25 protein-coding genes are annotated in these 26,078 nt (G+C 71.8%); 14 read left to right on the top strand and 11 right to left on the bottom strand.

All coding sequences use genetic code 11. The annotated features are described in order from the left end of the window. Nucleotides 1–165 precede the first annotated feature (165 nt). Both AB0D12_RS06140 and AB0D12_RS06145 read left to right on the top strand, forming a co-directional pair. On the top strand, nucleotides 166–819 hold the full coding sequence (locus tag AB0D12_RS06140; protein WP_362677565.1) for a response regulator transcription factor: 654 nt from the start codon (nucleotides 166–168) through the stop codon (nucleotides 817–819). Between the two features lie 59 nt (nucleotides 820–878). Continuing rightward, nucleotides 879–1,994 (top strand): HAMP domain-containing sensor histidine kinase, encoded by a 1,116-nt coding sequence (locus AB0D12_RS06145; protein ID WP_362678005.1) that lies wholly within the window; start codon nucleotides 879–881, stop codon nucleotides 1,992–1,994. On the opposite strand, the gene AB0D12_RS06150 is transcribed toward AB0D12_RS06145, so the two are convergent. Beyond that, a complete protein-coding gene (locus AB0D12_RS06150; RefSeq protein ID WP_362677566.1) occupies nucleotides 1,991–3,715 on the bottom strand; it encodes a VWA domain-containing protein in 1,725 nt (574 codons plus the stop codon). The two genes, AB0D12_RS06145 and AB0D12_RS06150, sit on opposite strands and share 4 nt — an antisense overlap. A 318-nt stretch (nucleotides 3,716–4,033) precedes the next feature. Between AB0D12_RS06150 and AB0D12_RS06155 the strand changes: the two genes are divergently transcribed. Then, a complete protein-coding gene (locus tag AB0D12_RS06155; protein WP_362677568.1) occupies nucleotides 4,034–6,109 on the top strand; it encodes a PhoX family protein in 2,076 nt (691 codons plus the stop codon). A gap of 160 nt (nucleotides 6,110–6,269) precedes the next feature. On the opposite strand, the gene AB0D12_RS06160 is transcribed toward AB0D12_RS06155, so the two are convergent. Both AB0D12_RS06160 and AB0D12_RS06165 read right to left on the bottom strand, forming a co-directional pair. Then, nucleotides 6,270–7,229, bottom strand: coding sequence for a hypothetical protein (locus tag AB0D12_RS06160; RefSeq protein ID WP_362677570.1), 960 nt, complete (start codon nucleotides 7,227–7,229; stop codon nucleotides 6,270–6,272). A gap of 20 nt (nucleotides 7,230–7,249) precedes the next feature. Next, nucleotides 7,250–8,725 carry an APC family permease gene (locus tag AB0D12_RS06165; RefSeq protein WP_362677572.1) on the bottom strand — a complete coding sequence of 492 codons (1,476 nt, stop codon included), beginning with the start codon at nucleotides 8,723–8,725 and terminating at the stop codon, nucleotides 7,250–7,252. Between the two features lie 223 nt (nucleotides 8,726–8,948). Here AB0D12_RS06165 and AB0D12_RS06170 point away from each other — a divergent pair, with 223 nt between their 5' ends. Beyond that, complete coding sequence (locus AB0D12_RS06170; protein ID WP_362677574.1) at nucleotides 8,949–9,431, top strand: hypothetical protein; 483 nt, start codon at nucleotides 8,949–8,951, stop codon at nucleotides 9,429–9,431. Between the two features lie 9 nt (nucleotides 9,432–9,440). Further along, entirely contained in the window at nucleotides 9,441–9,836 is a 396-nt protein-coding gene (locus AB0D12_RS06175; protein ID WP_362677576.1) for an RNA-binding S4 domain-containing protein, read from the top strand. A 349-nt stretch (nucleotides 9,837–10,185) separates the two neighbouring features. Here AB0D12_RS06175 and AB0D12_RS06180 read toward each other — a convergent pair whose 3' ends face one another. Beyond that, a complete protein-coding gene (locus AB0D12_RS06180) occupies nucleotides 10,186–10,995 on the bottom strand; it encodes an MBL fold metallo-hydrolase (RefSeq protein WP_362677578.1) in 810 nt (269 codons plus the stop codon). Between the two features lie 132 nt (nucleotides 10,996–11,127). Next, the gene (locus AB0D12_RS06185; RefSeq protein WP_362677580.1) at nucleotides 11,128–11,313 is read right to left on the bottom strand and encodes a hypothetical protein; all 186 of its coding nucleotides are present in this window, start codon (nucleotides 11,311–11,313) and stop codon (nucleotides 11,128–11,130) included. A 128-nt stretch (nucleotides 11,314–11,441) separates the two neighbouring features. Here AB0D12_RS06185 and AB0D12_RS06190 point away from each other — a divergent pair, with 128 nt between their 5' ends. From AB0D12_RS06190 to AB0D12_RS06210, 5 genes are all read left to right on the top strand, one after another. Beyond that, nucleotides 11,442–12,224, top strand: coding sequence for a TetR/AcrR family transcriptional regulator C-terminal domain-containing protein (locus AB0D12_RS06190; RefSeq protein WP_362677582.1), 783 nt, complete (start codon nucleotides 11,442–11,444; stop codon nucleotides 12,222–12,224). A 116-nt stretch (nucleotides 12,225–12,340) separates the two neighbouring features. Beyond that, a complete protein-coding gene (locus AB0D12_RS06195; protein WP_362678007.1) occupies nucleotides 12,341–13,348 on the top strand; it encodes an endonuclease/exonuclease/phosphatase family protein in 1,008 nt (335 codons plus the stop codon). A 65-nt stretch (nucleotides 13,349–13,413) separates the two neighbouring features. Then, nucleotides 13,414–14,358 (top strand): NADP-dependent oxidoreductase, encoded by a 945-nt coding sequence (locus AB0D12_RS06200; protein WP_362677584.1) that lies wholly within the window; start codon nucleotides 13,414–13,416, stop codon nucleotides 14,356–14,358. A 25-nt stretch (nucleotides 14,359–14,383) separates the two neighbouring features. Continuing rightward, a complete protein-coding gene (locus tag AB0D12_RS06205) occupies nucleotides 14,384–14,629 on the top strand; it encodes a DUF2630 family protein (protein ID WP_362677586.1) in 246 nt (81 codons plus the stop codon). Between the two features lie 79 nt (nucleotides 14,630–14,708). Beyond that, on the top strand, nucleotides 14,709–16,679 hold the full coding sequence (locus tag AB0D12_RS06210; protein WP_362677588.1) for an FUSC family protein: 1,971 nt from the start codon (nucleotides 14,709–14,711) through the stop codon (nucleotides 16,677–16,679). A gap of 328 nt (nucleotides 16,680–17,007) precedes the next feature. Here AB0D12_RS06210 and AB0D12_RS06215 read toward each other — a convergent pair whose 3' ends face one another. The 3 genes from AB0D12_RS06215 to AB0D12_RS06225 form a co-directional block, all read right to left on the bottom strand. Then, a complete protein-coding gene (locus AB0D12_RS06215) occupies nucleotides 17,008–17,892 on the bottom strand; it encodes an FAD-dependent oxidoreductase (protein WP_362677590.1) in 885 nt (294 codons plus the stop codon). A 63-nt stretch (nucleotides 17,893–17,955) separates the two neighbouring features. Next, a complete protein-coding gene (locus AB0D12_RS06220) occupies nucleotides 17,956–18,363 on the bottom strand; it encodes an FAD-dependent oxidoreductase (RefSeq protein WP_362677592.1) in 408 nt (135 codons plus the stop codon). 89 nt (nucleotides 18,364–18,452) lie between these two features. After that, complete coding sequence (locus AB0D12_RS06225) at nucleotides 18,453–19,322, bottom strand: hypothetical protein (RefSeq protein WP_362677594.1); 870 nt, start codon at nucleotides 19,320–19,322, stop codon at nucleotides 18,453–18,455. A gap of 209 nt (nucleotides 19,323–19,531) precedes the next feature. On the opposite strand from AB0D12_RS06225, the gene AB0D12_RS06230 reads away from it, so the two are divergent. Continuing rightward, entirely contained in the window at nucleotides 19,532–19,906 is a 375-nt protein-coding gene (locus AB0D12_RS06230) for a hypothetical protein (protein WP_362677596.1), read from the top strand. A 200-nt stretch (nucleotides 19,907–20,106) separates the two neighbouring features. After that, nucleotides 20,107–21,198, top strand: a complete 1,092-nt coding sequence (locus AB0D12_RS06235; protein ID WP_362677598.1) for a MerR family transcriptional regulator — start codon at nucleotides 20,107–20,109, stop codon at nucleotides 21,196–21,198. A gap of 196 nt (nucleotides 21,199–21,394) precedes the next feature. Here AB0D12_RS06235 and AB0D12_RS06240 read toward each other — a convergent pair whose 3' ends face one another. Beyond that, a complete protein-coding gene (locus AB0D12_RS06240) occupies nucleotides 21,395–21,847 on the bottom strand; it encodes a universal stress protein (protein ID WP_362677600.1) in 453 nt (150 codons plus the stop codon). A gap of 253 nt (nucleotides 21,848–22,100) precedes the next feature. On the opposite strand from AB0D12_RS06240, the gene AB0D12_RS06245 reads away from it, so the two are divergent. After that, nucleotides 22,101–22,235, top strand: coding sequence for a DUF6126 family protein (locus tag AB0D12_RS06245; protein ID WP_362677602.1), 135 nt, complete (start codon nucleotides 22,101–22,103; stop codon nucleotides 22,233–22,235). Nucleotides 22,236–22,320: 85 nt separating this feature from the next. Here the strand turns inward: AB0D12_RS06245 and AB0D12_RS06250 are convergent, their stop codons facing one another. Both AB0D12_RS06250 and AB0D12_RS06255 read right to left on the bottom strand, forming a co-directional pair. After that, on the bottom strand, nucleotides 22,321–23,106 hold the full coding sequence (locus AB0D12_RS06250) for a hypothetical protein (protein ID WP_362677604.1): 786 nt from the start codon (nucleotides 23,104–23,106) through the stop codon (nucleotides 22,321–22,323). 46 nt (nucleotides 23,107–23,152) lie between these two features. Then, nucleotides 23,153–23,782, bottom strand: coding sequence for a hypothetical protein (locus tag AB0D12_RS06255; RefSeq protein ID WP_362677606.1), 630 nt, complete (start codon nucleotides 23,780–23,782; stop codon nucleotides 23,153–23,155). Nucleotides 23,783–24,006: 224 nt separating this feature from the next. Between AB0D12_RS06255 and AB0D12_RS06260 the strand changes: the two genes are divergently transcribed. After that, the gene (locus AB0D12_RS06260) at nucleotides 24,007–26,055 is read left to right on the top strand and encodes an NADPH-dependent 2,4-dienoyl-CoA reductase (RefSeq protein WP_362677608.1); all 2,049 of its coding nucleotides are present in this window, start codon (nucleotides 24,007–24,009) and stop codon (nucleotides 26,053–26,055) included. The last annotated feature ends 23 nt before the right edge of the window (nucleotides 26,056–26,078 follow it).

Consider the following 26,078-nt stretch of genomic DNA (forward strand, 5'->3'; position numbering starts at 1 on the left):
CGCGGAAGGTCCACTCACCTCGATAGGCGGGCGGGCCCGTGGGCGGAGACGTCTGCGAAACATCTCGTCCCGTAAAAAGGCGCATCCTGGGAGGAGAGGCGGGCGCAGCGGGTGCAGGGGGAAGAGCAAGGGGACGGGCAAGGGGACGGGCGGGGGGACGGCAATATGCGGGTACTGGTCGCCGAGGACGAGGAGGTCCTGGCCGAGCTGGTCGCCATCGGGCTGCGTCGGGCCGGATTCGCCGTCGACACCGTGTACAGCGGTGACGCCGCGCTCGCGTATCTCGGACTGCACGACTACGACGTCGTGGTCCTGGACCGCGATCTGCCGCGGGTGCACGGGGACGAAGTGGCGCGTGAGCTGGTCGCCACCGCCTCCCGCACCCGGATCCTGATGCTGACCGCGTCCGCGTCCATGGAGGACCGGGTGGAGGGTCTGGACCTCGGCGCGGACGACTATCTGGGCAAGCCCTTCGAGTTTCCCGAACTGGTCTCGCGGGTGCGCGCGCTGCGGCGGCGCAGCGCGCGGCCGGTGCCGCCGCAGCTGGAGCGGCACGGGGTACGGGTGGACACCGTGCGCAGGACGGCCGAGCGGGACGGGCGGGATCTCGATCTGTCGCCGAAGGAGTTCTCCGTACTGCAGATCCTGCTGGAGGCGGACGGGGCGACGGTCTCGGCGGAAGAGCTGCTGGAGCGCGCGTGGGACGCCCACACGGATCCGTTCACGGGCGCGGTCCGGGTCTGTATGAGCAAGCTGCGGGCCAAGCTCGGGGAGCCGGCCCTGATCCGTACGGTGCAGGGTGTGGGGTACGGGCTGTGAGCGACGCACGCGAGGCGGCCGGGGGCGTCAGCGCCGGGGGAGAACGGAACAGCGCGGCGATCGGTCCCGGCTCGACGATCCGTACGCGGATCGCGCTCGTCTACGGCGCTGTCTTCCTGGTCCTCGGCGGCTGTCTGCTGGGGATCGTGAATCTGCTCTCCCGCGCCGGTACGGAGAACGAGGTCGCGGCGATCAGGCAGCGCGCCGTTCCCGCGCTGCCGGTGACGGACGTGCGCGGGGTGACGGTCTACCAGCTGACCGACAGCGTCCGGGACGCGGCGGGGCAGCAGATGCTGATCTGGTCGGTGTTCGCGCTGCTGGGGACGGCGCTGTGCGCGGTCGTGGTGGGGTGGTGGACGGCGGGGCGGGTGCTGCGGCCCGTGCACGCGATGACGGCGAAGGCGCGGCGGCTGTCGGAGCGGACGCTGCACGAGCGGATCGGGGCGAGCGGTCCCGACGACGAGCTGAAGGAGCTCGGCGACACGCTGGACGCGCTGCTGGCGCGACTGGAGAGGGCGTTCGACAGCCAGCGGAGGTTCATCGCGAACGCCTCGCACGAGCTGCGGACGCCGCTGGCGACGCAGCGCACGGCGATCCAGGTGGGCCTCGACGAGTCCGCCTCGGCGGAGGAGCTGGCCCGTACGAAGACGGTGTTGCTCGACAACAACCGGCGCAGCGAGCGGCTCATCGAGGGGCTGCTCACGCTGGCGCGGAGCGAGCGGGGGCTGGCGGAGCGGGAGGACGTCGACCTGGGGGAGGTCGTGGCGGAGGAGGCGGCGCGGCACGAGGTGAAGGCGGCGGTGTCCTCGGGTGGAGCGGGTGGAGCGGCCGGAGCGGGCGGGGTCGTACGGGGGAACCGGATGCTCCTGGCGCAGCTGGCGGGCAACCTGCTGGCCAACGCCGTCGCGTACAACGTGCCGGACGGGACGGTCGACGTGTCCGTCGAGGACGGGGTGCTGACGGTGCGGAACACCGGTCCCGTCATCGCGGAGGCGGACGTCCCGGCGCTCTTCGAGCCCTTCCGGCGGGGCGAGGGCCGCGACCGGATGGGGCCGGGGGCGGGGCTGGGGCTGTCGATCGTACGGTCGATAGCGGAGGCCCACGGCGGCACGGTGACGGCCGAGCCGGGCCCTGAGGGCGGCCTGGCCGTCACCGTGACGCTGCCGACGACTTAGTCGCGCCAGGTGGCGAGGAGCCCCTGGTAGAGGTCGGCGTCGGGGAGCTCGCGGGGTGCGGGCCCGGCGTGGAAGAACGAGGCGTTCTCGGACTGGAGCTTGCGGAGGTAGTCGAAGGCCTTCGCGTCGTGCTCGCCGAACGCGACGAACTGCCAGAAGACCGGCTTGTCGGCGGCCTCGGCGAGGGCGGCGGTGGCGGCCGTCTTGGACTCGGGCGCGCCGTCGGTCTGGAAGATCACGAACGCGGGTGCGTCGGTGTCCGCCTTGGCATGCAGGGCGAGGACCTCTTCCACGGCGAGGTGGTAGTTCGTACGCCCCATCCGGCCGAGAGAGCTGTGGAGCTCGTCGACCCTTCCTTCGTACGCGTCGAGCGTGAGCTCACCGGTGCCGTCGATCTCGGTCGAGAAGAAGACGACGCTGACGGTGGCGTCGCCGTTCAGGTGCGCGGCGAGCGCGAGAGCCTGCTCCCCGAGCCGCTGTGCGCTGCCGTCCTTGTAGTACGGCCGCATGGACCCGGACCGGTCCAGCACGAGATACACCCGCGCCCGGGCCCCGGCGAGTCCCTGCTTCTTGAGCACGGCACCGGCGGCCTTGTACGCCTCGACGAGTTCGGGGGCGCGGGCCTTGACCTGGGCGAGGGAGTGGGCGGGTGCCTTCGGGGAGTTGGTGGTGTCGGGCACGGTGCCCGCCTGCGGCGCGGCGTCGGCGGTCGCGGCGACGGGCTCCGGGGCGACGGCGGCCTTGTCGTCCGCCGGGGCCTTGGCGGGCTCCGCCGCCTCGGGCTCGGCCGGAGCCTCTGCCTGTGCGACGGGCTCGGTCACCGTTACCGGCTCTGCCGGAGTCTCGGTGCCGACCTCGGGCTCGACGGCAGCCGCCGCCTTCGGCGCAGGCGCGGTGTCGGCTCCCAGCTCGGCCGCAGCGGCGGCCTTGTCGTCTGACGGGGCCTTGGCGGGTTCCGCCGCCTCGGCGGACTCGGGCTCGGCGTCGGCGGTGAGCTCGGGCGCGGTCCCCGGGTCGGCCGGGGCCTTGGCGTCGTCCGCCTCGGGCTCGGCCGACGTGGCTGCCTCCGGCGCCGTCTCGGCTTCCGGCTCTGCGGAAGCCGAGATGTCCTCGGCGGCTGCGGGCTCGTTGTCGGCCTTGGGAGCCGCTGCCGCCACGGGCTCGGCGGGAGCCGGGATCTCCGCGGCTGCGCTCTTCGCCGGGGCGCCGGCAGGGGCCTCGATCTCGCGCTCGGCCGGAGCGGTCTCCGCCTCTGCGGATGCGGGAGCCGCGGTCTCCTCGGCCGGGGCAGCGGCCTCCGCGCATGCGGCCTCGGGCTCGGCCTGCGGCTCGCTCACGGGCTCCGTCGCCACGACAGGCTCGGCGGCCGACTCCGCCGCGGCGGTCGCCGAATCCGACTCCGCCGGAGCGCCCTCCGCCGCGGCGGACGCGGGCTCCACCACGGCCGACTCCGCAGCCGCGGGCTCCGGCTCGGCAGCCGCCGGTACCGGCGGCTGTTCCGGAGCGGACTGGGCCGGGACCGACGTACGGCCCCGCGAGGACTGGTTGTCGAAGGCCGCCGAGACCAGGTCCGCCGCGCGCTCCGCCGGCGACGGGGCCGGCACCGTCGCGGTGGCCGGTTCCGTACGCTCGGTCTGGGGCGGGACGGAGGCTGTCGTCGACTCGTTACGCTCCGAACGGTCGCGTCCAAACACCTTGCGCAGCAAGCTCCGAATGCCCATGGGCGAGGCCTTTCGCATGAGTTGAGTGCGGTGATTGTCCGCGCTTGGGCCGGGGGTCCACGGGGTGTCCTGGCCAGGGCGGACACGTAAGGTTAGCCGCCGCCCGCGGCGATCTACGGCAGGGGCGGCTCAGCGCTCCGAGTCCACCGCCAACGCCGCCCGCCCGGCCCCCGTCCGCCCGCCCAACCGGGCCTCGGCCGCGCCGGATTCATCCCCCGTTCACTTCACGGCTGCCGGGTTGCACACACGCGCACCTAGTGTCACGGCCGGACATATTCCGACACCATGTCGGCGCAGGGTGCGCCGTAGGAGGACGAAGTGCGCAAACTGCTGCCGCTGTTGAACACCAACCCCCACGCGGGCGGGCGTTCCGCTCTCACCTGCCGGTACCGCTGCGGCGACGCCTGTTTCCACGAGGTGCCGAACACCAGCGACAACGAGTATGTCGGCGATGTCATAGCGAGCGCGCTCTCGAGACGTTCGATGATGCGCGCCGCCGCCGTCGTGACCGTCGCCGCTGCCGCCGGCACCGCGACCGTCATCGGGACGGGTGGCGGGGCCCAGGCCACCGCCGCGCCCCTCGGCGCCGACGAACGCCTCGGGAACGGACACGGCTCCAAGACCGACGGCGCCCGCGGTCTCCGCTTCGCCGCCGTCGCGCCCAACAAGGACGACCAGGTAACCGTCCCCGACGGCTACTCCCAGAACGTCGTCATCCGCTGGGGCGAGCCGATCCTCCGCGGCGCCCCCGCCTTCGACGCCGACAAGCAGACCGCCAAGGCGCAGGCGGGCCAGTTCGGCTACAACAACGACTTCCTGAGCCTGCTCCCCCTCCGCGGCGAGCGCGGTCGCCAGGTCCTCGTCGCCAACCACGAGTACACCGACGAGATCCTGATGTTCCGGGGCTACGACCCGCTGAACCCGACCCGCGAGCAGGCCGAGATCGCCTGGGCCGCGCACGGCCTGTCCGTCGTCGTGGTCCAGGAGGAGCACCGCAGCGGCAAGCTCACCCCGGTCACCCGCCACCCGCTCAACCGCCGCCTCACCGCGACCAGCGAGTTCAAGGTCACCGGACCGGCCGCCGGCAGCCCCCTGCTGCGTACGAGCGCCGACCGGACCGGCACCAAGGTGCTCGGCACGCTCAACAACTGCGCCGGCGGCACCACGCCGTGGGGCACCACGCTGCACGGCGAGGAGAACTTCAACCAGTACTTCGCCAACGGGTCGAGCGCCACGGACAAGCGGTACGGCATCGCAGCCGGCGCCACCGAGCGCAAGTGGGAGCGTTTCGACAAGCGCTTCGACGTGGCGCAGGAGCCCAACGAGCCGCACCGCTTCGGCTGGGTCGTCGAGCTCGATCCGTACGACCCCGATTTCACGCCCCGCAAGCGCACCGCGCTGGGCCGCTTCAAGCACGAGGCCGCGCAGCCGCGGCTGACCGACGACGGCCGCCCCGTCGTCTACATGGGTGACGACGAGCGCTTCGACTACTTCTACAAGTTCGTGTCGTCGAAGCGGATGAAGAAGGGTTCGAGCCGGGCCGCGCGCGAGCACAACCTCACCCTGCTCGACGAGGGCACGCTCTACGTGGCCAAGCTGACCGGCGACAGCCCGGCCGCGGAGATCGACGGCACCGGCAAGCTCCCGAACGACGGCGAGTTCGACGGCGGCGGACAGTGGATTCCGCTGGCCACCGGCGACACGTCCCACGTTCCCGGGATGACCGCCGAGGAGGTGTACGTCTTCACCCGCCTCGCCGGCGACAAGGTGGGCGCGACCAAGATGGACCGCCCCGAGGACGTCGAGCCGTCCCCGCGCACCGGCCGTGTCTACATCGCGCTGACCAACAACGTCGACCGCGGCAAGCCCGGCAAGGCCGCCGCTGACGAGGCCAACCCGCGCAACCTCAACAAGCACGGCCAGATCCTGGAGCTCGCCGAGCACTGGGACGACCCGGCCGGCGACAGTTTCTCCTGGCGGCTCTTTCTGGTCGCGGGCGACCCCAATGACCCCGCCACCTACTTCTCGGGCTTCCCGAAGGAGAAGGTCAGCCCCATCTCCTGCCCGGACAATGTCGCCTTCGACCCGCACGGCAATCTGTGGATCTCCACGGACGGCAACCAACTGGGCTCCCACGACGGCCTGTTCGCCGTCGCGACCCGGGGCGAGCGGCGCGGTGAGCTCAAGCAGTTCCTGACCGTGCCGACCGGCGCCGAGACCTGTGGACCGCTCGTCCAGGACCGTCGTGTCCTGGTCGCGGTCCAGCACCCGGGCGAGGTCGACGGTGCGTCCGTCGAGAAGCCCGCGAGCGTGTGGCCCGACGGACCGGGCAAGATCGTCCGTCCGTCGGTCGTCGCCGTCTGGCGCAAGGACGGCCGGGACATCGGCGTCTGACCGTAGGCCCGGAACTTGATCACGAGGTGGTGCGCACCTGTGCGCGCCACCTCGTGCTCCTTTACCCCTCGGCTTTACCCCTCGGCTTTACCCCTCGGCTTCACCCCTCGGCTTCACCTCTCGGCTGTCACGCGCCCGGCTTTCGCCCCGCGGCGGCCCGTCAGTGCACGCCCGCCCCGCGCCGGAACCGGGTGAACTGCTCCTCCGCGTCTCCCGTGTACGACCACGGCACCCGCGCCGCCCGCCTCCCCAGTAGTTCGAACAGCTGCCGGGCCTCGTCGTTCAGCCCCGCGTAACAGGCCGCGTGCGTCAGACAGTTCAGCTCACCGATCTCCTCCGGCGCCGCCGGGCCCAGTGCCCGCCCGACGATCCAGCGGTCCCAGGTGCGCCGTACCTCCGTCACCGCCAGCTCGTGGTGCCAGTGCCGCCCGAAGTCCCGCACCGGCGCCCGGCCGCGCGCGCCCTCGGCGACATAGCGGTACTCCTCCACCCGCGCGATCTGCACCAGCACCGGCAGCGGCGACCCGGGAGGCGCCGCGCCCGCCGCGTCCCTGGCGAAGTCGTACATCGTGCCGTGCGTGCCGTGCCAGCGTGCCGAGTAGTAGCGCAGCAGCTGCACATGGCCCTCGATGTTGTACGGGTCGCGGCGGCGCAACTCGTCCCACCAGCGCCGCAGTTCGCGCCGCTGAATGCCCTCCTCGTACAGCCGCGCCACCGTAAGCAGCGACACCCACGGCATGGGGTCGGCCGGGCGGGCGTCGGCCGCGCCCAGGCAGGCCATCACCGCCACATCGAGCCGTGCCTGGTCGAGACCGGCGCCGCGGCCCTGCTCGATCGCGTGGTGGAAGACCCGTACGACCTCCGTCGCCGCCCGCAGCACCGCCACGTCCGGGTCGCCGGGCTCCGCCGCCCGCCAGTTCTCCACGGCCGATGAGTCGGCCGCCGCGTGTGCGAGCAGCCGCAGCCGGTGCGTACGCAGCGGCCAGTCGTCGCCGGTGGCGCGCAGCAGGTCACGTACGCCCTGCCAGCGGCCGATGACCATGTCGTGCAGGGCCTCGGTGAGTGGGCGGTCCCCGAACGCGGGGTCGAAATCGGGGACGAAGCGGCGGCGTGCAGCCATCTGCGGCACTTCCCTACTGCTCAGAAGTCCGTGGCCAGCGACTTGTCGGCGTAGTCGGGGTGCCGGGAGGCGGAGCCGGCGTCACTCTCCCGTGTCTCCATGGCCAGCGCCGCGTCCAGCCGGGCGGGACGGTAGTACGCACTGCCCTGCCGCCAGTACACGATCATCGGCACCAGACCGACGGCGAGACCACCGAGGCCGATCCCTGTCGACGCCGCGCTCAGCTCGCCCAGCGACTCGAAGAAGATCCAGAGCATGAAGAGCGCGCCGAGCAGCGGCCAGGCGCCGCCGAGGACGAAGTCCCGTACCGACGTCAGGAGTGTTCTGCGGTACGCGACGACGGCCGCGATTCCCGCAAGACCGTAGTAGAACGCGATTTGCAGGCCGATGGCGGCGACGGCAGCGGCCAGTACATCGCCGACCGAGCCGAGCGCGGTGGAGGCCACGAACATGGCGAGAGCCACCGCTCCCACGACGGCGATCGCCACCCACGGGGTGTTCCACCGGTGGTGCACCGTGCCGAGCGCGGCCGGCATGGAACGGTCCCTGCCCATCGCGAACAGCGAGCGCGTGACCTGGATCAGAGTGGTCTCGAGCGTGGCGACTGTGGACAGCAGCACCGCCACGACCAGCAGTTTCCCGCCGACGCCCGGCCAGATCGCCTCGCCGAGTGCGCCCAGCACATTGGAGCCGCCGGCCCGGATGTCCTCGGCGGTCAGGGTCACGTTCACCGCGACCGTGTACGCCTCGAAGAGGAGGAAGACGACGCCGACTCCGACAAGCGCCGCGAGACCGGCCGTACGGCGGCTGTTGCGGGTCTCCTCGCTGAGGTTGCTGGTGACGTCCCAGCCCCAGTAGTAGAAGGTCGCGATCAGCGCGCCCGACGCGAAGCCGGAGGCTCCGTCGAAGTGCGAGAAGCCGAGCCAGGACCAGTCGAAGGCGGCCGCGGTGCCGTTGTGCAGCAGCGCGGCGAGGATGAAGAACAGCAGGATCGCCAGCTCGACGCCGGACATCAGCAGCTGCGCGCGTACGGTCAGCCGCGCGCCGCCCAGGACGACCAGCAGCATCGCCAGGAACCAGGCCGCACCGACGGCCGTCGCGAGGACGGTGTTCTCGGCGAGGGACGGATCGAAGAGCGCGAGCGTCATCGCGCCGGCCGGCAGCGAACCGGCCACCATGAATATCGTCGCGGAGACGACCAGCGCCCAGCCGGACAGGAACCCGAGGAAGGGGTGGAGGGTGCGGCCCACCCAGGAGTAGCTGGCGCCGGCGTTGATGTCGATCCGGCCGAGCCTGCGGAAGGCCAGGACGATGCCGAGCATCGGTATGGCGCAGTACAGCAGCGCGGCAGGTCCGGCGAGACCGACGGAGGCGACGAGTACGGCGGTGGTGGCGGCGATCGAGTAGGCGGGAGCGCTGCCCGCGACGGCCATCACGATGGTGTCGAACGTGTTGAGGACGTTGGGCTGAAGCCCTCTGCCGGAGCTGCTGCGCATGGAATTCTCCCAGTGCCCATGGGGCGAATGCCCTTGTGCCGCACGACATATGTCGGCAGGTAAGAAACGAACGCCCGCTCCGGAGTGAAGGCCTCCGTAATGGGAGAACGTGCGCATCGTAGTCGGATGTACGCGGTGTGGTGAGGGGGTGGGGCTGCCCCCATCCACAAGAGGCTGGGGTGACGTCATGGGCCGGTACTCTCGCGCTCCGTAGCGTCAAGCCATGGACATGATGAGGCTCGCGCTCCGCACGCTGCGGTTCCGGAAAGGTGGCTTCCTCGCCACCTTCGTCGCGCTCTTCTTCGGAACGGTGATCGTGCTGGCCTGCGGAGGACTGCTGGAGACCGGCATCCGCAACAACGTCCCGCCGGAGCGGCTGGCCGGTGCCTCACTGGTCGTGGTCGGCGACCGGTCGTACGAACTGCACCCCGGCGACCCGGAGAAGAAGAGCGAGCGGGTCGTCCTGGCGGAGAGGGTGCCGCTGGACGCCGCGCTGGTCGGGGTGCTGCTCGGCACGGTGGCCACGGCAACGACTCTCGTGCCCTTCGCGCACGCGGCAGCGGACAGCTGGCTGCCGTCGGGACCGCTGTGGATCTACGGCACGGTGGTGGGCACGGCGCTGACGCCGGCGCTTTCGGCGACGCTGGTCCCGGCGTGGCGGGCGCTCAAGGTATTGCCGGTGCGGGCGGCGCGGGCGGAATCGTAGAGTCGGTACATGGCTGCAGAGGTTTCGGACGAGGGCACCGTACGGGTCGACGCGTGGATCTGGTCGGTCCGGCTCACGAAGACCCGCTCCCAGGCGGCGTCGGCGTGCCGGGCCGGCCATGTCCGCGTGAACGGTGAACGGGTCAAGCCGGCGCACCTGGTGCGTTCCGGTGACCAGGTGCGGCTGTTTCATGCGGGCCGGGAGCGGCTGGTGGTGATCTCGAAGATCATCCGCAAGCGGGTGGGCCCACCGGTGGCGGCCCAGTGCTACGTGGACAACAGCCCGCCGCCACCGCCGAGGGAGTTCGTGGCGCCGGTGGCGGTGCGGGAGAGGGGCGCGGGCCGCCCGACCAAGCGAGACCGCCGCGAAATGGAACGCCTCCAGGGCGGTCTCCCGAAGCCGTAGGTCAAGGGGGTGTCCACAATGATCTCGGCGGCAAGCCCGTCAGGCACTCTCGGGTGCTGGCCAAGAACTGTGATCCTGACGCTGTTCCCCTCATCGTCGGCGAGCAGCACAAGATCCATCGGATTCATACCGGTCACAACGCCCCCTCAGCCAAAGTACGGGTGATAGTCGAGCACCGCCGCCCACGGCGCCAGCGCTTTTCGGCAGGTCAAGCTCAGCACGCAGTGGCCCGAGCCAGAGGGCCCCGGCGCCCGAAACGAATCCCCGCACCCCGACCTGGCCCGCTAACGTCCCCCCATGCCCCAGCCGCGCCCGCCCGCGCTCCTCGCGCCCGTGCCCTGCGCCCGCATCAGTGCACACGACCGAGCCTTTCTGCGCTGAACTGCGCGAACTCGTGCGCGTCGTGCGACGAGAAGATCCGGATCAGCCTCGGGTCCGCACGTCGCAGCTCCCGCAGCCGCTCCAGCTGCGTCAGCCGCTCGGCGTGGTTCTCCGCGACCAGCCGCTGATGCAGCGTCATCGCGCGCGGGCAGCGAGGCCGGCGCTGGTCGATCTCGCCGTGGAAGAAGTACGCGTCGCCCGCGTGCAGCAGCCACCGCGCCGGCTCCTGCACGGCCACCGCGCAGTGGCCCCGGGTGTGCCCCGGCAGCGGCACCATCAGGATGTCCGGCGAGCGCAGCACCCGCGCCGCGGCGAAGCCGTGCCAGTTGGAGTCCGCCGTGTCGTGGACAACCCACTGCGGACCGTGCGCCCACTGCGCCGGGACATAGCGGCTGGAGTCGAGACGTGTCTCGCGGCGCATCGCCGCCCGGTACTCGTCGGCCATCACATGGACCCGCGCGTGGGGGAAGTCCGCGAGACCTCCGGCGTGGTCCTGGTCGAGATGGGTGATGACGATGTCCTGTACGTCGTACGGGTCGTAGCCCAGCGCCCGGATCTGGTGGACCGCCGTACGCGACAGATCCAGCGTCGGCCGCATGGTCCGCCGGAAGAACGGTCCGAGCCGCCGCGGGTCCGAGACATCCGCGGCGCCCAGACCCGTGTCGACCAGCACGAGGCCGCTGCCCGTCACCACCAGCAGGCAGTGGGCGACCAGTGGGGCGCCGCCGACCGGGTGCATCGGGGCGCAGTCGAGGTGGTGGACGATGGGCTGAGACATGCGAGGCTCCGGCTACGCGGGGAGGGGAAGGGTCGTCGCGAGGCCGAGCTGGGTGAGGATCGTCGCGGTGTCGAAGCAGACGCGCTCGCAGACCAGTTGCTCGTCCTCGAAGAGGGACATCGCCGGTGTCCGTCAGCGTAAGGCGCGTCCGGCGGGCGGGAAGCCGTACTGCTCGCCGTTGCGCCCGTGGAAGACCTGGCCGGTGGCGAGGATCGCGTACCGCGGATGCCCGAAGGTCCTCAGTGTGTCGCCGACCTCGGGCCGGTTCTCGCTCTCCCTGTGCTCGAGGACGAGAGCCTCGCGCGCTTCCTTCGTCATCTTGCGGGCGCCCCCCAGGCCGGATATCCCGTACTTACGCCGTAAGTACGGGACCGAGCGAAGCACTTACGCTGTAAGTCGTCAAGGAGTACGGCAAGAGTCCGCGAAACCCACTCAGGAGCCCCCCGATGTCTGACGGAAGAACCCGTCAACAACCCACGGAGCGCGGCACATCGGCTCACCGGCCGTCATCCCGCGAGCCGTTGTGCCGCGAGCCGTTGTCCCGCGAACGGATCGTCAGCGCCGCGCTCCAGATCATCGACAACGAGGGTGTGGACGCGCTCTCCATGCGCCGGATCGCCGCCACCCTGGGCGTCCAGGCGATGTCGCTCTACAACCATGTGGGCGGCAAGTCGGACGTCCTCGACGGGGTCACGGAGTTCATCACCACGGACATGCAGCTGTCCCGGCGGTCCCCCGGCGGCTGGGAGGAGGGCATCCGCTCGGTCGCGCACGCCTTCCGTCGCTCGTCACTGCGCCACCCGCGCGCCTGCGAGCTGGTTCTCACCCGCCAGCTCTCGTCCCCCGGAGCGCTCCCGACCATCAACTGCTCTCTCTCCGTCCTGCTCGACCACGGCTTCGACGAGGCAGCCGCCGTGCACGCCCTGCGGCTGCTCATCGCCTTCCAGGTCGGCTCACTGCTGCGGGAGTTCCATTCGCCCGGCTTCAAGGGGGACGAGGAGTCGGTCGTACGGGCGCGCGCGGCGTATCTCGAGGGCTCTGGGTTCCCGGCGGTGGCGAAGCTCGCGCCGAAGCTGGCGGTGATCGACCACGAGGCGGAGTTCACCTTCGGGCTCGAGCTGCTGATCAACGCGCTGCGCCAGTACGCCCCCGAGCAGCCCAGGAAGCCCGAGCAGTCCAGGAGGTCCGAGCAGTCCGGGAAGTCGGAGCGACCCGAGGTCCCCAGGTGACTTGCGGCGAATCGCCGCGACAGCCGCAACAAAATCGCCGAGACTGACGTCCTTGACCAGTGGAGTGACTCGACCGTCGGAACATCCCGCGCCGGGAGGCCGGTTTGGACAGCGCCATCTCGACGGCGGCTCCGGCCGCCGAGCCGGACGCCCCCTTCCGCCCCTCCGGCGCACGGCGCGCCGCCGCCTGGCTGGCGGCCCTGCTGCTGATCGTTCCGAGCGTGGTGGCCGGCTACCGCGTCGCGGACGCCGACGGCATCACCCCGGTGCCGCAGCTGCTCGCCTTCCTGCCCTGGCTGCTGCTGCCGGCCGGGGCCGCCCTGCTGCTGGCCCTCCTCGCGCGGTGGCGCACCGGCATGGTCTGGGCGGCCGCGGTGCTCGCCGTCACCGGCTGGTTCGTCAGGCCGTACGACACCGGGCTGACCGACGATCCGCCGGGGCCCGTCGTCGCGCGCCTCGAAGTACTCACGTCCAACGTCGAGTTCGGCAACGCCACCGAGGGACTGCTGGCCGCCATCCGCCGCGAGCGGCCCGACCTGGTGTTCGTCCAGGAATGCGATCCCAGCTGCACGGACGCGCTCGCGGCGAGGGTCTCCCGCGGCGACTATCCGTACCGCAAGGTCGTCGAGGGCTACGCGGCCAGTGGCTCGGCCATCCTCAGCAAGCTCCCGCTGCGCGCCGCTCCGGGCATCGACGGCACGCTCGCCATGCCCGGTGCGGTCGCCGTCGTCGGCGACCGCACCGTGAACCTCCAGCTCGCCCACCCGCTGCCGCCCATCCCCAGCGGCGTCGCCGACTGGCAGCGGGAGCTCGGCCTGCTGCGTACGTACGCCGCCGGGGTGAAGGGACGGCCGGCCCTCGTCGCCGGTGACTTCAACGCCACCCAGGACCACGCCGCCTTCCGCCGGATCCTCGACGCCGGAGATCTGCGCGACAGCGCCACCCTCGTGGGCGCCGCCCGCACCCCGTCCTGGCCGACCGCCGTCCGCCGGCCGCTGGGCGCCCAGATCGACCATGTGCTGATCAGCGAGGACTTCTCGGTGCGCAAGGCCCGCTTCCTGGACCTGGCCGACACCGACCACCGGTCGCTGCTCGTCCAGCTCGAACTGCACGACGTGCGCTGACCGGCCGCCCGGGTGAGAGTGGGACGTGGTGATACCGGGGGGCCGTCCATCAGGAGGCGTTCCCGATGCGCGCTGTCGCCGTCAAGGCGTTCAAGGCCGAGCCCGAGCTGATCCAGGTTCCCAAGCCGGAGCCCGGCGTGGGCGAGGTGCTGGTGAAGGTCGAGTACGCGGCGCTCAACCCGTACGACCGGCAGGCCGCCGACGGAATGCTTCAGGGCCGGGCACCGCATGTGTTCCCGCTGGTCATGGGCGTGGACTTCGCGGGCAAGGTGGATGTCGTGGGCCCCGGCGACAGCCGCTTCCGGGTGGGCGACGCCGTCTTCGGGCAGGCCGCGCGCCCGCCCGTCGGGACCGGGACGTATGCGGAGTACGTGACCATGCCGCAGGACGCCCCCATCGCCTTCGTACCGGACGGACTGCCGCTGAAGACCGCGGCGCTGCTGCCCACCTCCGGGATGACCGCCGCGCAGATCCTTGAGGCGGCGGGTGCAGGGACCGGGCAGAGTCTGCTGGTCGTCGGCGCGGCGGGCGGCGTCGGCAGCTATCTGACGCAATTGGCCGCAGCGGGTGGCGTACGGGTGCTGGCGGCTGTGCGCGGCGACCAACAGCGGCGGATGAGCGCGCTCGGTGCCACCGTCACCGTCGACACCACCGCGCACGATCTGGCCGCCGCGGTACGGTACGCGAGCCCGGACGGCGTCGACGCCCTGGTCGACCTGGTCTCCGGCGACCCGGCCTCCTTCGCCGCGAACGCCGCCTTCGTGCGTCCCGGAGGCCGGGCCCTCACCACTCGTTTCGCCGCCGGACCCGCGCGGCTCCCGGCCGGTGTCGAGGGCGCCGACTTCCGGCTGAACGCGTCGGCGGCGCTGCTCGACATCCTCGCCGCGGCAGTCGCCGACGGTTCACTGAAGGCACCGGTCGACGCCGAATTCCCGCTCGAGAAGGCTCCGGAAGCGCTTGCGCAGAGCCGGGCGGGCGGCGCGCGCGGCAAGACCGTATTCGTCCTCTGAGACTCGTCCTCCGAGAGCAGGTGTCATGGACAACGACCAGATACTCGGCAACATCACCGCGCTCGTCGCGGAGGAACGCTCGCTGCGCGAGCGCTCCGGCCGGCAGCAAGGCCTCGACACCGACGAACAGGCAAGGCTGAACGCCGTCGAGGTCCAGCTCGACCAGTGCTGGGACCTGTTGCGCCAGCGCCGCGCCAAATCGGAGTTCGGCAACGACCCGGACACGGCCAGGGTCCGGCCCGCCGACGAGGTGGAGGACTACCGCGGCTGACCGCCCGGCCCGGCCACCGTGCAGAGGCCCGGCCACCGTGCGGAGGAGTTGCGCCGGACGGCCTCTTCGGGGTCTTTTGATGACCATGGGCGAAGACAAGGGCGGGACGGGGACGCGGGCGGGCCGGCTGACGCCGCCCGACTGGCTGCTGAAGGGCCTGCTGCCGCAGACCGCGCCCATACCCTGGGCCGCCGTCGCCCGCGCCGCCGTCGCGCTGTCCGCGCCGCTCGCGGTCGGGCTCGCCGCCGGGCAGCCCATGTACGGCGCGCTGGTGTCGATGGGCGCACTCTCGGGCGTCATCGGCGACACCGCCGACGCCTACCGGATGCGTATCTTCAACATCGCCGTCCCGCAGTTCTTCGGCGCGGTGGGCGTCACCCTCGGCACCGTCGTGTACGGAGAGGGCTGGCTCGCGGTTGTCGCGCTGACCTTCGTCGCGCTGGTCTCCGGGATGATCTCGTCGATCGGCGCGGTGGCGTCCGTGTCCGGGCTGCTGCTTCTGCTCAACGCGGTGGTGGGCGCCGGGCTGCCGATGCCGGAGCCGTGGTGGAAGCCCCCGCTGCTGCTGAGCCTCGGCGGGCTCTTCGTCCTTGTACTGACGCTGCTGGCCTGGCCGTTGCGCGGCCAGGAGCCGGAACGGGCCGCGGTCGCCGCGGCCTACGAAAGCGTCGCCGAACTCTTCGCGACGGCGGGCACCGCGGCGTACGACGAAAAGCGCCAGGCCGTCACCCAGTCACTCAACACCTCCTACGATCTGATCCTTGCCCGCCGGGCCCGGGACCACGGGCGCAGCAGCCCGATGGTCCGGCTGCTCGCCCAGCTCAATGCGCTCATCCCGCTGGTCGAGGGTGGCGCGGCGGCGCATCGGTACGGCCGGGCCTCCCGGCGGCCCGAAATCGCCGCCGCCGTACGGGATTTGGCGGACGCGGTCGCCGAGGGCCGCAGCGAGGCGCCGGAACTGGTGCTGCCCGAGCCGGAGGGCCCGGCCGACCGCGCCGTCGACGCCGCGCTGCGGTACGCGGCCGCCGTCGTGCACAAGACCGACCCCGACCCGTACAACGTGGACGACCGGCTGGGCCGGCCCGCGGCGCTGGGCGTCCGGGCCCGGCGTGTGGCCCGCAATGTGCTGCTCTCCGAGCCGTCCTGGCGGTACGGGCTGCGGCTCGCGCTCTGCATCGGGCTGGCCCAGTCCCTGGTGTCCCTGGTGCCCGTGTCCCGCTCGTACTGGGTCGGGCTCACCGTCACCTTCGTCCTCAAGCCGGACTTCGGCTCGGTCTTCTCCCGCGCGGTGCTGCGCGCGCTCGGCACGGCGGCGGGCCTGGTCGTCGCGGCGGCGGTGCTCTCACAGGTGCCGCGCGGCTGGTGGGACGTACCGGTGATGATGGTGCTCGCGGCGCTCATCCCCGCGTTCTCCGCGAAGGGGTACGCCTTCCAGACGGCGGCCATCACACCCGTGATCCTGCTGCTCTCCGACGTCCTCAACCACCAGGGCTTCAACCTCGTCGTGCCGCGTCTGGTGGACAGCCTCATCGGCTGCGCGATCGCGCTGGTGGCGGGCTATCTGCTCTGGCCGGAGAGCTGGCACACCCGGATCGGCGACCGGCTGGCGACGGCGGTGGAGGACACCGCGCGCTATGTGGGGCGCGCGTTCGGGGAGGACGAGGATCAGGGGGAGAGGGTGCGCAGGCGCCGCCGGATCTATCGCGATCTGTCGTCCGTACGGTCGGAGTTCCAGCGGGCCCTGACCGAACCGCCGCCGGTGGGGGCGCGGGCGGCGGCGTGGTGGCCGCTGGTCGTCGCGGTCGAACGGATCGTGGACGCGACGACGGCGGCGCGGGTCCGGGTCGACCACGGGGCGGAGCCGCCGACGCCGGTCGAGGTGGCGGCCATCGAGCATCAGCTGCAGGAACTGTCGGAGGGGCTGCGGTCGAACGTGGTCCTGGTTGAGGTGCGGGCGGAACTGGAGGGCGACGATCAGGGGGTGCTGGCGCCGCTGCGTCAGGAGGTAAAGGCGGCGAGGGCGATCGCCTCACCCGAGCGGCCCGCCTGACCCGGCCAGGGCCTGGGCCGGCACCTTGGGCGTCGCCGGCACCCTCTTGCCGGGTCCGGTCCGTGCAGCGGACCCACTCGTCTGCCAACGCGGCGATCAGAGCCGGCCCTTGCCCGGTCTCCTCGTGGAGCGCGGCGGCCCAACACGACGACGGCGTTCCCGCTGCGGACGACATCATCCTGCTCGGCAGTCCCGGCACCGGCACCGGCACCGGCGCCGACAAGCCCGGCACCGGCAAGCCCGGCACCGGCACCGGCACCGGCACTGGCACTGGCACCGGCACCGGCACTGGCGCTGACAAGCCCGGCGCCGGGCACCGGGCGCGTGATCAGAGGGCTGCCAGCACCTCGCCGGCCGCCCGCTCGCCCGAGCGCACGGCCCCCTCCATCAGCCCGTGCATCAGCGTTGCCGTCTCCGTGCTCGCCCAGTGGATCCGGCCCACCGGCCGGCGCAGTGCCGGGCCGTAGTTGGTCAGTACGCCCGTGGGGAAGTAGCCCACCATCCCGCCCAGCGACCACGGCTCGGCGGACCAGTCGGTTTCCAAGTAGCCACTGGGGGTGTGAGCCTGCGGGCCGAACCGCTCGGCGAGCGCGTTCAGCCACACGTCCCGCCGCTCCTTGGGCTCCAGGCGGCCCAACTGCACGGCGCCGGGTCCGAACGCGTAGCTGCTGAGTACCCCCGGCCGGCCCGAGCGCGGCGTCTGGTCGATGGTGACCATGACCGGTGACTGGGGTGCCAGCGTCTGTCCTGACAGGTGCTGCTCCCGCCAGAACGGCTCCGGGTATGTCGTGAGCACCCGGATGATCGCGCCGGGCGCCAGCCGCTGCCGCAGATGGCTGTGGTCGGGGGGCAGCGGCGGGTCGAAGGCGATCCGGCCGGCCAGCACGGGCGGGGTCGCCACGATCACCCGCCGTGCCCGCACGGTGAGCGCGTCGGAGTGGACCTGAACATCGGTGCCGTTGTACGTGATCTGCCGGACCGGGGACGACAGGTGCACCGCCTCACCCAGCCGCTCGGCGATCCGCCGGGCCAGCTCCGGCGCCCCGCCGTCCACCAGGTGGGTCTCGGTCTTCCGGCTGTCGGTGTAGTAGTTGAAGCTGCCGCCGCCACGGGCCAGCACCAGCGCCCCCAGCAGCGAAACTTCCGCCGGATCGGCGCAGAACAACAGGTTCATCGATGACGTGAGCAGGGTGCGGGCCTTGTCCGATGGCACGTTGTGCGGCTGGGAGATCCACTCCCCGAGCGTGCGGGCGTCCAGCCTGCGGGCGCCCCGGGCCTACCAGGGGGCGTCGGCCGGAAGCCGCCGCGCCATCTGGTTCAGGCGCAGGAACGCGAGGCCCAGGGAGGCGACCGCCACCGGTCCGATCTTGGGGATCAACCCCCGGTAGCGGTGGTTGACGCCGTTCAGGCACAGGACCTGATCCCCCTGCTCGTACTGGGGGTACACCTCCATGCCGAGCTCCCGGCAGAGCTGGAACATCCGGTCCTGGCCCTTGCCCAGCCAGGTGCCGCCTGCCGAGACGACCGTGCCGTCCGGCATCTCCCGGTTCCACGCTCGCCCACCGACCCGGTCCCGGGCCTCGAGCACCACCACGTCGCGGCCGGCGTGTGCCAGTTCCCGCGCGGCGGCCAGACCAGCGAAACCCGCACCCACCACGCACACGTCCGCTTCCAGGCGTTCCATGGCTCACCTCCAGCGTGCAGTTTTCCCGCCCCCGGCCTGTCGCGCCCGGCGGGGTCACCCGTCCGAGGAGCATGGCGGGCCCGATGGGCTCAGGCCGCTCGTGCCACTCGTGCCGCCCGTTCCGCTCGGGCGGGGCGGCGGTGGTCCGCCAGCCAGGCCGCCAGCGCCAGCGCGAGCCCTGCCGCCAGGACCCACCACGCCGTCGTGCGCAGCGTCGCCGTCAGCGCGTCGTACACCGCGGCCGCCGCCGGGCGGTCCACATCCGGCGGCAGATCGTTGAGGGCGAGCCCGCGCCAGACCGAGACCGCGATGCGCAGCAGCACCGCGCCCGCCGCGAGCGCGAGGCCGAGTCCGACGAGAGCGCGCATTCTGCGTACGGCGAGAAGCACCCCGCCCGCCGCGATCAGCACCGTCGCCACCGGCAGCCACAGCCCGGCGATCCGCAGCCCGTGGAAGACGTCGCGCACCGTGCCGAGCTTGCCCGACTCCAGGATCGTGATCCGGGTGTGCTCGACGGGGATCTGGTCCACGAACGGCACGTTCTCGTCGGCGAGCTGTTGCTTCACCCGCTCGGTGACGGGCGCCAGATCGATGCTGACCGCACTGTCGCCACCCTCGGCCAGAGCGTCTTCGACGGCGGTGTGGGCGGCGCGGTTGACGGTGTTCCAGACGGTTTCGAAGGCGGCGGTGCCGGCGAAGGAGAGCACGGCGTCCCGCACCAGGCTCTCGACGCCCCCCTGGAACGGGCCGGCGTCGATCCGCTTCTTGACCTCGTCGGTGATCCGGACGGCGACGGCGTTCTGCACACGGGAGTCCGAGGCGAGCGGCTCCATCGTGGCGACGTAGCTGTCGGTGTCGCCGATCTCCCGGTCGACCCAGACGGCGAGCGCGCTCAGCGGAGTCAGGACGGCGACGAGGACGATCAGCAGCGCTGACGCCGTTGAGAGGAAGCTCCGCACTCCTCAAGGGAACGCGGGCGGCGGCGCGGGCGCGAGCGGTGCGCCGCCGACCGGGGGCCGGAGGTTCAGCGCCTTCCAGCCCGGTCCGCCGAATGGGCCCGCCGACCCGGTCCGCCGAATCCGGGGCGGTCTTCCGACTTGCCAGGCGGCAGGTGCGGGTGTGCTCTGAGAGGAGGACGCGGGGGACGAGAGGGAAGGAGCTCTCTGCCATGGCCGCACATGCAGCGGTGCCCGCACGGCACCACGGTTCTCTCGGCTGGGCGATGCCCGCCACCCTGGGCGTGGTCTACGGCTTCTACGCGGCGTTCGTCCAGCGCGACGGCGGTGCCATCACCGGTGGTGACGTCCTACTCGGCGTGGTCGCCGGCGTGGTCTTCGGGGCGCTCGCGTACGCGCTGGGCCGGTTCCAGCATTCGCTGCCGCGCGAACTGCGGGCAGCCGCGTACGGGGCGCTGTGCGCTGCATCCATGGGCTACCTGATCAGCCTCGCCGGGGGGAGTGTGCTCAGGTCGTCGGCCATCGCGCTGGCGACCGGCGCGGGGATGGCCGTCGCCGCCTTCTACATCTTCTACGAGCGGGAGTAGGACCGGCAGAACCGCTGTCCTCTTACCCGTCCTCCTGCCCCCGTCCCTCCTGCGCGCCGCGCGGCCGCCGACTCAGATCCGGCGGCCGCGCGGCATGTCTGTGCTGTCTACCGTGAGCCTCTGCCTTGACCTTCTCCCTCGGGGAAGCCCCAGCATCGGTGGGGCCGGGCGAAGTGCCTGGTACGAGGAGGAAAGAAAGCATGGGATTGCTGACGATCGGGGCGTTCGCCCGCGCTTCCCGGCTGTCCGCGAAGGCGCTGCGCCGTTATGACGAGCTGGGGCTGCTCCCGCCGGCCCGCGTCGACTCGTTCACCGGATACCGGTACTACGACGAGACGCAGCTGGAGCGGGCCCGGCTGGTGGCGTGGCTGCGGCGGATCGGGATGCCGCTGGCCCGTATCCGGGACGTCTGCGACCTGTGCGCGTCGGACACGGCCGCGGCCGCCCGGGACATCCGGGCGTACTGGGCACAGGTGGAGGCGGAGACCTCCGCGCGGCGTGATCTGGCGGCCTTCCTCGTCGAACAGCTGTCAGGGAAGGACACCGACATGATGTCTCAGCTCAGCACGCCTCTGGGGATCCGTTACGCCGCACGGTCGGACCGCGGCCTCGTCCGGGAGACCAACCAGGATGCCGCGTACGCCGGTTCCCGGTTGTTTGCCGTCGCCGACGGCTTCGGGGACGAGGGCGCGCCCGCCAGTGCTGCGGCGATCGATGCGCTCAAGCCCCTGGAGTCCGGGGGGCCGCAGGCCGGGGGGCCCGCGTCCTCCCGGGTCGGAGATCTGCTCAACGCCCTTGAGGATGCCGTCCATCGGGCCAACGCTGCCGTGAACGCCTTCGCCGACTCCGGTACGACACTGACCGCGATGGTGTGGACCGGCTCGCAGCTGGCACTCGTTCATATCGGTGACACTCGCGCCTATCTGCTGCGCGGCGGTGAGTTCTTCCAGATCACGCACGACCACACCGTCGTGCAGTCGATGATCGACGAGGGCGGCCTCAGCCCCGAGGAGGCGGCATCCCACCCTCAGCGGGCGATGCTGCTGCGGGCGCTGGACGGGAGTGAAGGGCTCGCCCGCCCCGATCTGAAGCTGCACGAGGCGCGGGCCGGCGACCGTTATCTCCTCTGCTCCGACGGCCTGTTCACGGCGGTGCGGGACGAGGATGTGCGGCGGACCGCCGGCGTGATCGCCGACCCGGACGAGGCCGTCCGTGAACTGGTGGCACTCGCCCACGGCGCGGGCGGCCCCGACAACGTCGCCTGTGTCGTCGCCGATGTGGTGGCGCTGTGACGGCGGTCGCTGCCGCCCTCCATCTCACTCTGCACCAGCTGCGGGCCCGGCGGTTCGAGGGTGAGGCGGCGGCGCACTGTCTCGCCCGTGCGGCTCGCGGTCCTCGTCGGAGCGGTCGTCGCAGCCGCCGGTCGACCGGACGAGGGGGGCGGTAACGCGGGGCCCGGACTCCGGCCCGTGCCGCGGCTCCCCGGCCTCAGTCCGTCCCGGAGTCCGCCTCGCCCCGCACCACGACCACCGAGCACGGCGCATGCTGGGTGACGTGCAGGCCGACCGAGCCGAGCAGCGTCGCCTTGAAGCCGCTGTAGCCGCGGTGGCCGACCACCAGCAGCGAGGCGCCGTCGGCCTGCTCGATCAGGGCCTGTGCGGCGTTCCCGATCATGACCTTCTGGGTGATGGCGGCGGCCCTCTCCGCGCCGAGGGTCTCCATCAGCGAGTCGGCGAGGATCTGGGTCGCCAGTGCCTCCGGGTCGAAATCCGGGGACACGCCGGGCACCATCGACGCCCAGCCCGCCGCCGGGTACTCCCAGCTGATCACGGCCTCGACCGGGTCGCCGGTCAGCTCTGACTGCCGTACGGCCCAGCGCAGCGCCCTGATCGACGGCGCGGAGCCGTCCACGCCCACGACGATCCTGCCTGCGTCTGCCATACCTGCCACCTCCGGTGCGTAGCTCTGTGTAAACCCTACGCAAAATAAGACAAACTGTGTCACCGATGAGCGGCCGTTCGGCGCACCGGCGGGCACTCCGAGGCTGCGCCGAAAGGCACACCCGCGGTCATCAGCCCGGCGAGCTCGCGCCCCGCGCGCCCGATTCCGGGCGTCGCGCTCCGCGCGCCCGATTCCGGGCGCTCGTACCCTGGTGCGGGGACCACTCGAGGTACCGACCGGCCGGAGGACTGCGGTGAGCGAGAGCGAGAGCGAAAGCTGGAAGGAGCGGGGCGTCGCTCTGCGTGTCTTCGTCTATGTCTTCGCCACTCACCTCTTCGCCGGCTTCGTGTGGATCCTCTTCTACGTGGGGGAGCACGCGCAGAAGTGAGCCGGAGTGACGGCGAGCAGCACCCTGTGCCCGGGCCTCCTGTTCGTGGTCGGCACCGTGCGGCTGCCGGGCAGTCCGGCTCGGCTCAGCTCCGCCCCGTCGCGCTCGTGAACAGCTGCTGGAAGGCATCCGCTGACTCCTGGCCCGACCGCCCGAACGGAGCGTCGAAGTCCCAGACCAGGAAGAGGAGAAACGCGATCAGGGCGCTGAACAGCCCGGCGAGCAGCAGTTCCCGCGGTGTACCGCCGATCTGCAGCGCGAAGATCAGCCCGACCGTGACCAGCGCCCCCGTGATCAGGCCGAACCACACGACGCCCGGCAGTGTCTCCCCGGCGTTCTGCGCACGGGCGTTGCGCGCGTCGTCGGCGACGGCGATCTGATCGACGAGCGGCTGGTACGCCTGCGCCTCCAGCTCATTGGCCGGCTTCCGCTCGGCGATGTCCGTGCGCACGACGCCGAGCAGCTCCGCGCCCCGGCCGGAGAGCTCGTTGTGGTCGATCATCCGCGGCCATTCCTGGTCGACGACATGGGAGACGTAACGGTCGATGTCGCTGCGGAGCTTGTCCTGTACGCCGGCCGGATAGACCTGCGCCCGCTGAGTGATCTCGTGCAGCGCCTGTGCCTCGCGGCGTACGTCGTCCTGTGCGGCGCCGCGCGCCTCCCAGACGCCCGCGATGGCCAGACCGAGCACGATCGCGTACACGACGCCGACCATCATCGTCATGTACTCGAGGACGTCGGGGGTTTCGGCCGGATCGTTCTCCTCCGTGTCCCCGGCCCTGCTGAGCCTGCGCTGCCTGAGCACCGTGATGACAAGGACGACGGCGCAGGCGACGGCCATCGCGCCGGTCAGGACCAGCCATTCCGACATGAGGGTTCTCCGATCGGGTGGGGGCGAGGGCGAAGGCGGTGCGTGGTCAGGCGCGGCCGCGCCGGGATGCGGCGGACCGTGAGCGGGGCCGTAGTACCGCTGCCGCGAGCACGGCCGGAGTGGTGATCACCAGAATCAGGATCACCAGCGGCGTCCCGGTGGCGGCCCGCTTTCCGGCCGCCCGTCGGTGGTTGCGTACGGCGAGGGCGCGCGGTCGCTCGGGACGCGTGCGGGCGACGGGAGCGCGCGGGGGTGCGGAAGACGTCCTGGGCGCGGGCTCCGGGGGCTGCGGCGCCGGCGGCAGTGCCGCGGTCGGCCCCGGAGGGAGCGGGGGCGTCGAGGGCGGCGGGGGCACGACCGGACGCGTCACGGTCGGACCGGGCGCGGGCGGCTCCGGTTCGGGCGGCGGCGGTGTACTGGTCGGTGGAGTGCCGGGCGGTGAGGGTGTCGGCGGCACAGGCGGTGAGGGTGCCGGCGGAACGGTCGGAGTCGGTGTCGGTGTCGGCGTGCAGTCGTCGAAGTAGATCGACACCGATACGGACACCGATATCGACACGGACACCGACACATCGGCCACACCCGGCACTCGGTCGGCGATCCCGGCCCCGACCCCGATCCCCTGCGAGCCGAGAATCGCCGCGATCCCCAGTGCGCTCAACTGTCCATATCCCGCCACAGGGGCACGTTATGTCCGCGGAGCCCGGACCGGCGTCCAGTTTCACCCGTACGACTGATCAGCACATTTGTCGGACCGTCAGGCCAAAGGACGACCCGCCGGTCGGACCGGTCCGCGTGGCGGCAGCCTGTGCGACGCCGGCGGCACTCTTTTGCACTTTGTTGCATAATCGCTCGCGGCCCGCTAGAACTGGACTGACGAACCCTGCGCGAGGAGGCGCCCCGATGAGCCCGACCCCGAGCCCGAGCCCGCTGAGCCCGTACCCCCATCTGCTGAGCCCGCTCGACCTCGGGTTCACGACCCTGCCCAACCGGGTCCTCATGGGCTCGATGCACGTCGGCCTCGAGGAGGCCGAGCGCGGCTTCGAGCGGATGGCCGCCTTCTACGCCGCCCGTGCCCGCGGCGGCGTCGGCCTCATCGTCACGGGCGGCATCGCCCCGAACGACCGGGGCCGTCCGTACGAGGGCGGCGCCAAGCTCACCAACGAGGCCGAGGCGGAGCAGCACCGGGCCGTCACCGCTGCCGTGCACGCGGAGGGCGGCAGGATCGCGATGCAGATCCTGCACTTCGGCCGGTACGCGTACCACGCGGACCTGGTCGCGCCGAGCGCCATCCAGGCCCCCATCAGCCCGTTCGTCCCGCACGCCCTGACCGACGCCGAGGTCGAGGAGACCATCGAGGACTTCGTACGGACGGCAGAGCTGGCGAAGTCCGCCGGGTACGACGGTGTCGAGATCATGGGCTCCGAGGGCTACTTCATCAACGAGTTCATCGCGAGCGCCACCAACCACCGCACCGACCGCTGGGGCGGCTCGTACGAGAACCGGATACGGCTCCCGCTGGAGATCGTCCGCCGCACCCGTGAGCGCGTCGGCCCGGACTTCATCCTGATCTACCGGCTCTCCATGCTGGACCTGGTGCCCGGCGGCTCCTCGCTGCAGGAGGTGATCACGCTCGCCAAGGAGATCGAGGCGGCCGGCGTGACGATCATCAACACCGGGATCGGCTGGCACGAGGCCCGTATCCCGACCATCGCGACCTCGGTGCCGCGCGGCGCCTACACCTGGGTGACCAAGAAGCTGATGGGGTCCGTCTCCGTCCCGCTGATCACCAGCAACCGCATCAACACCCCCGAGGTCGCGGAGCAGTTGCTCGCCGAGGGGCGCGCGGACATGGTGTCGCTGGCCCGGCCGTTCCTCGCCGACCCCGAATTCGTCGCCAAGGCGAAGGCGGACCGCGCGGAGGCCATCAACACCTGCATCGGCTGCAACCAGGCCTGCCTGGACCACACCTTCAGCGGGAAGATCACCTCCTGCCTGGTCAACCCGCGCGCCTGCCACGAGACCGAACTCGTCCTCTCGCCGACCCGGCTGCGCAAGCGCGTCGCCGTGATCGGCGCCGGCCCCGCCGGGCTCGCCTGCGCCGTCTCGACGGCCGAGCGCGGACACGAGGTGACGCTCTTCGACGCGGCGGCCGAGATCGGCGGCCAGCTGAACATCGCCAAGCGGATCCCGGGCAAGGAAGAGTTCAACGAGACGCTGCGGTACTTCCGTACGCAGCTCGAACTGCACGGCGTGGAGGTCCGGTTGGGCACCCGCGTCACCGCGGACGACCTCGCGTCGGCCGCGTACGACGAGATCGTCGTCGCCACCGGAGTCACGCCCAGGACCCCCGAGATCCCGGGCGTCGACCACCCGAGCGTCCTCAGCTACCTCGACGTCCTGCGCGACGGCGCGCCCGTCGGCGAGCGCGTCGCGGTCATCGGCGCGGGCGGTATCGGCTTCGACGTGGCGGAGTTCCTCACCGACGGCGGGGAGGGCGCGAGCCTGGACGCCGGTACGTACTTCCGCCAGTGGGGCGTGGACACCGACTACAGCGCGCCGGGCGGCCTGACCGCCCCCGAGCGGCCCGCGCCGCCGCGCTCCGTTCACCTCCTCCAGCGCAAGGCCAGCAAGGTCGGCGCGGGTCTCGGCAAGACGACGGGCTGGATCCACCGCACGGAGCTCAAGCACCGCGGGGTCCGGATGACCGCCGGGGCGACGTACGAGCGGATCGACGACGAGGGCCTGCACCTGAGCGTCGACGGCGCGGCCAGGGTCCTCCCCGTGGACACGGTGGTGCTGTGCACAGGACAGGAGCCGCAGCGCGCGCTGTACGAGGAGCTGAGCGCCGCCGGCCACTCCGTGCACCTCATCGGCGGGGCGGACGTGGCGGCCGAGCTCGACGCGAAGCGCGCCATCGACCAGGGCACACGGCTCGCGGCCACGCTCTGAGGCGCCGGCGCCGCGTACCTAGG

This window comes from Streptomyces sp. NPDC048479, assembly GCF_040651435.1.
Taxonomy (GTDB): Bacteria; Actinomycetota; Actinomycetes; order Streptomycetales; family Streptomycetaceae; genus Streptomyces.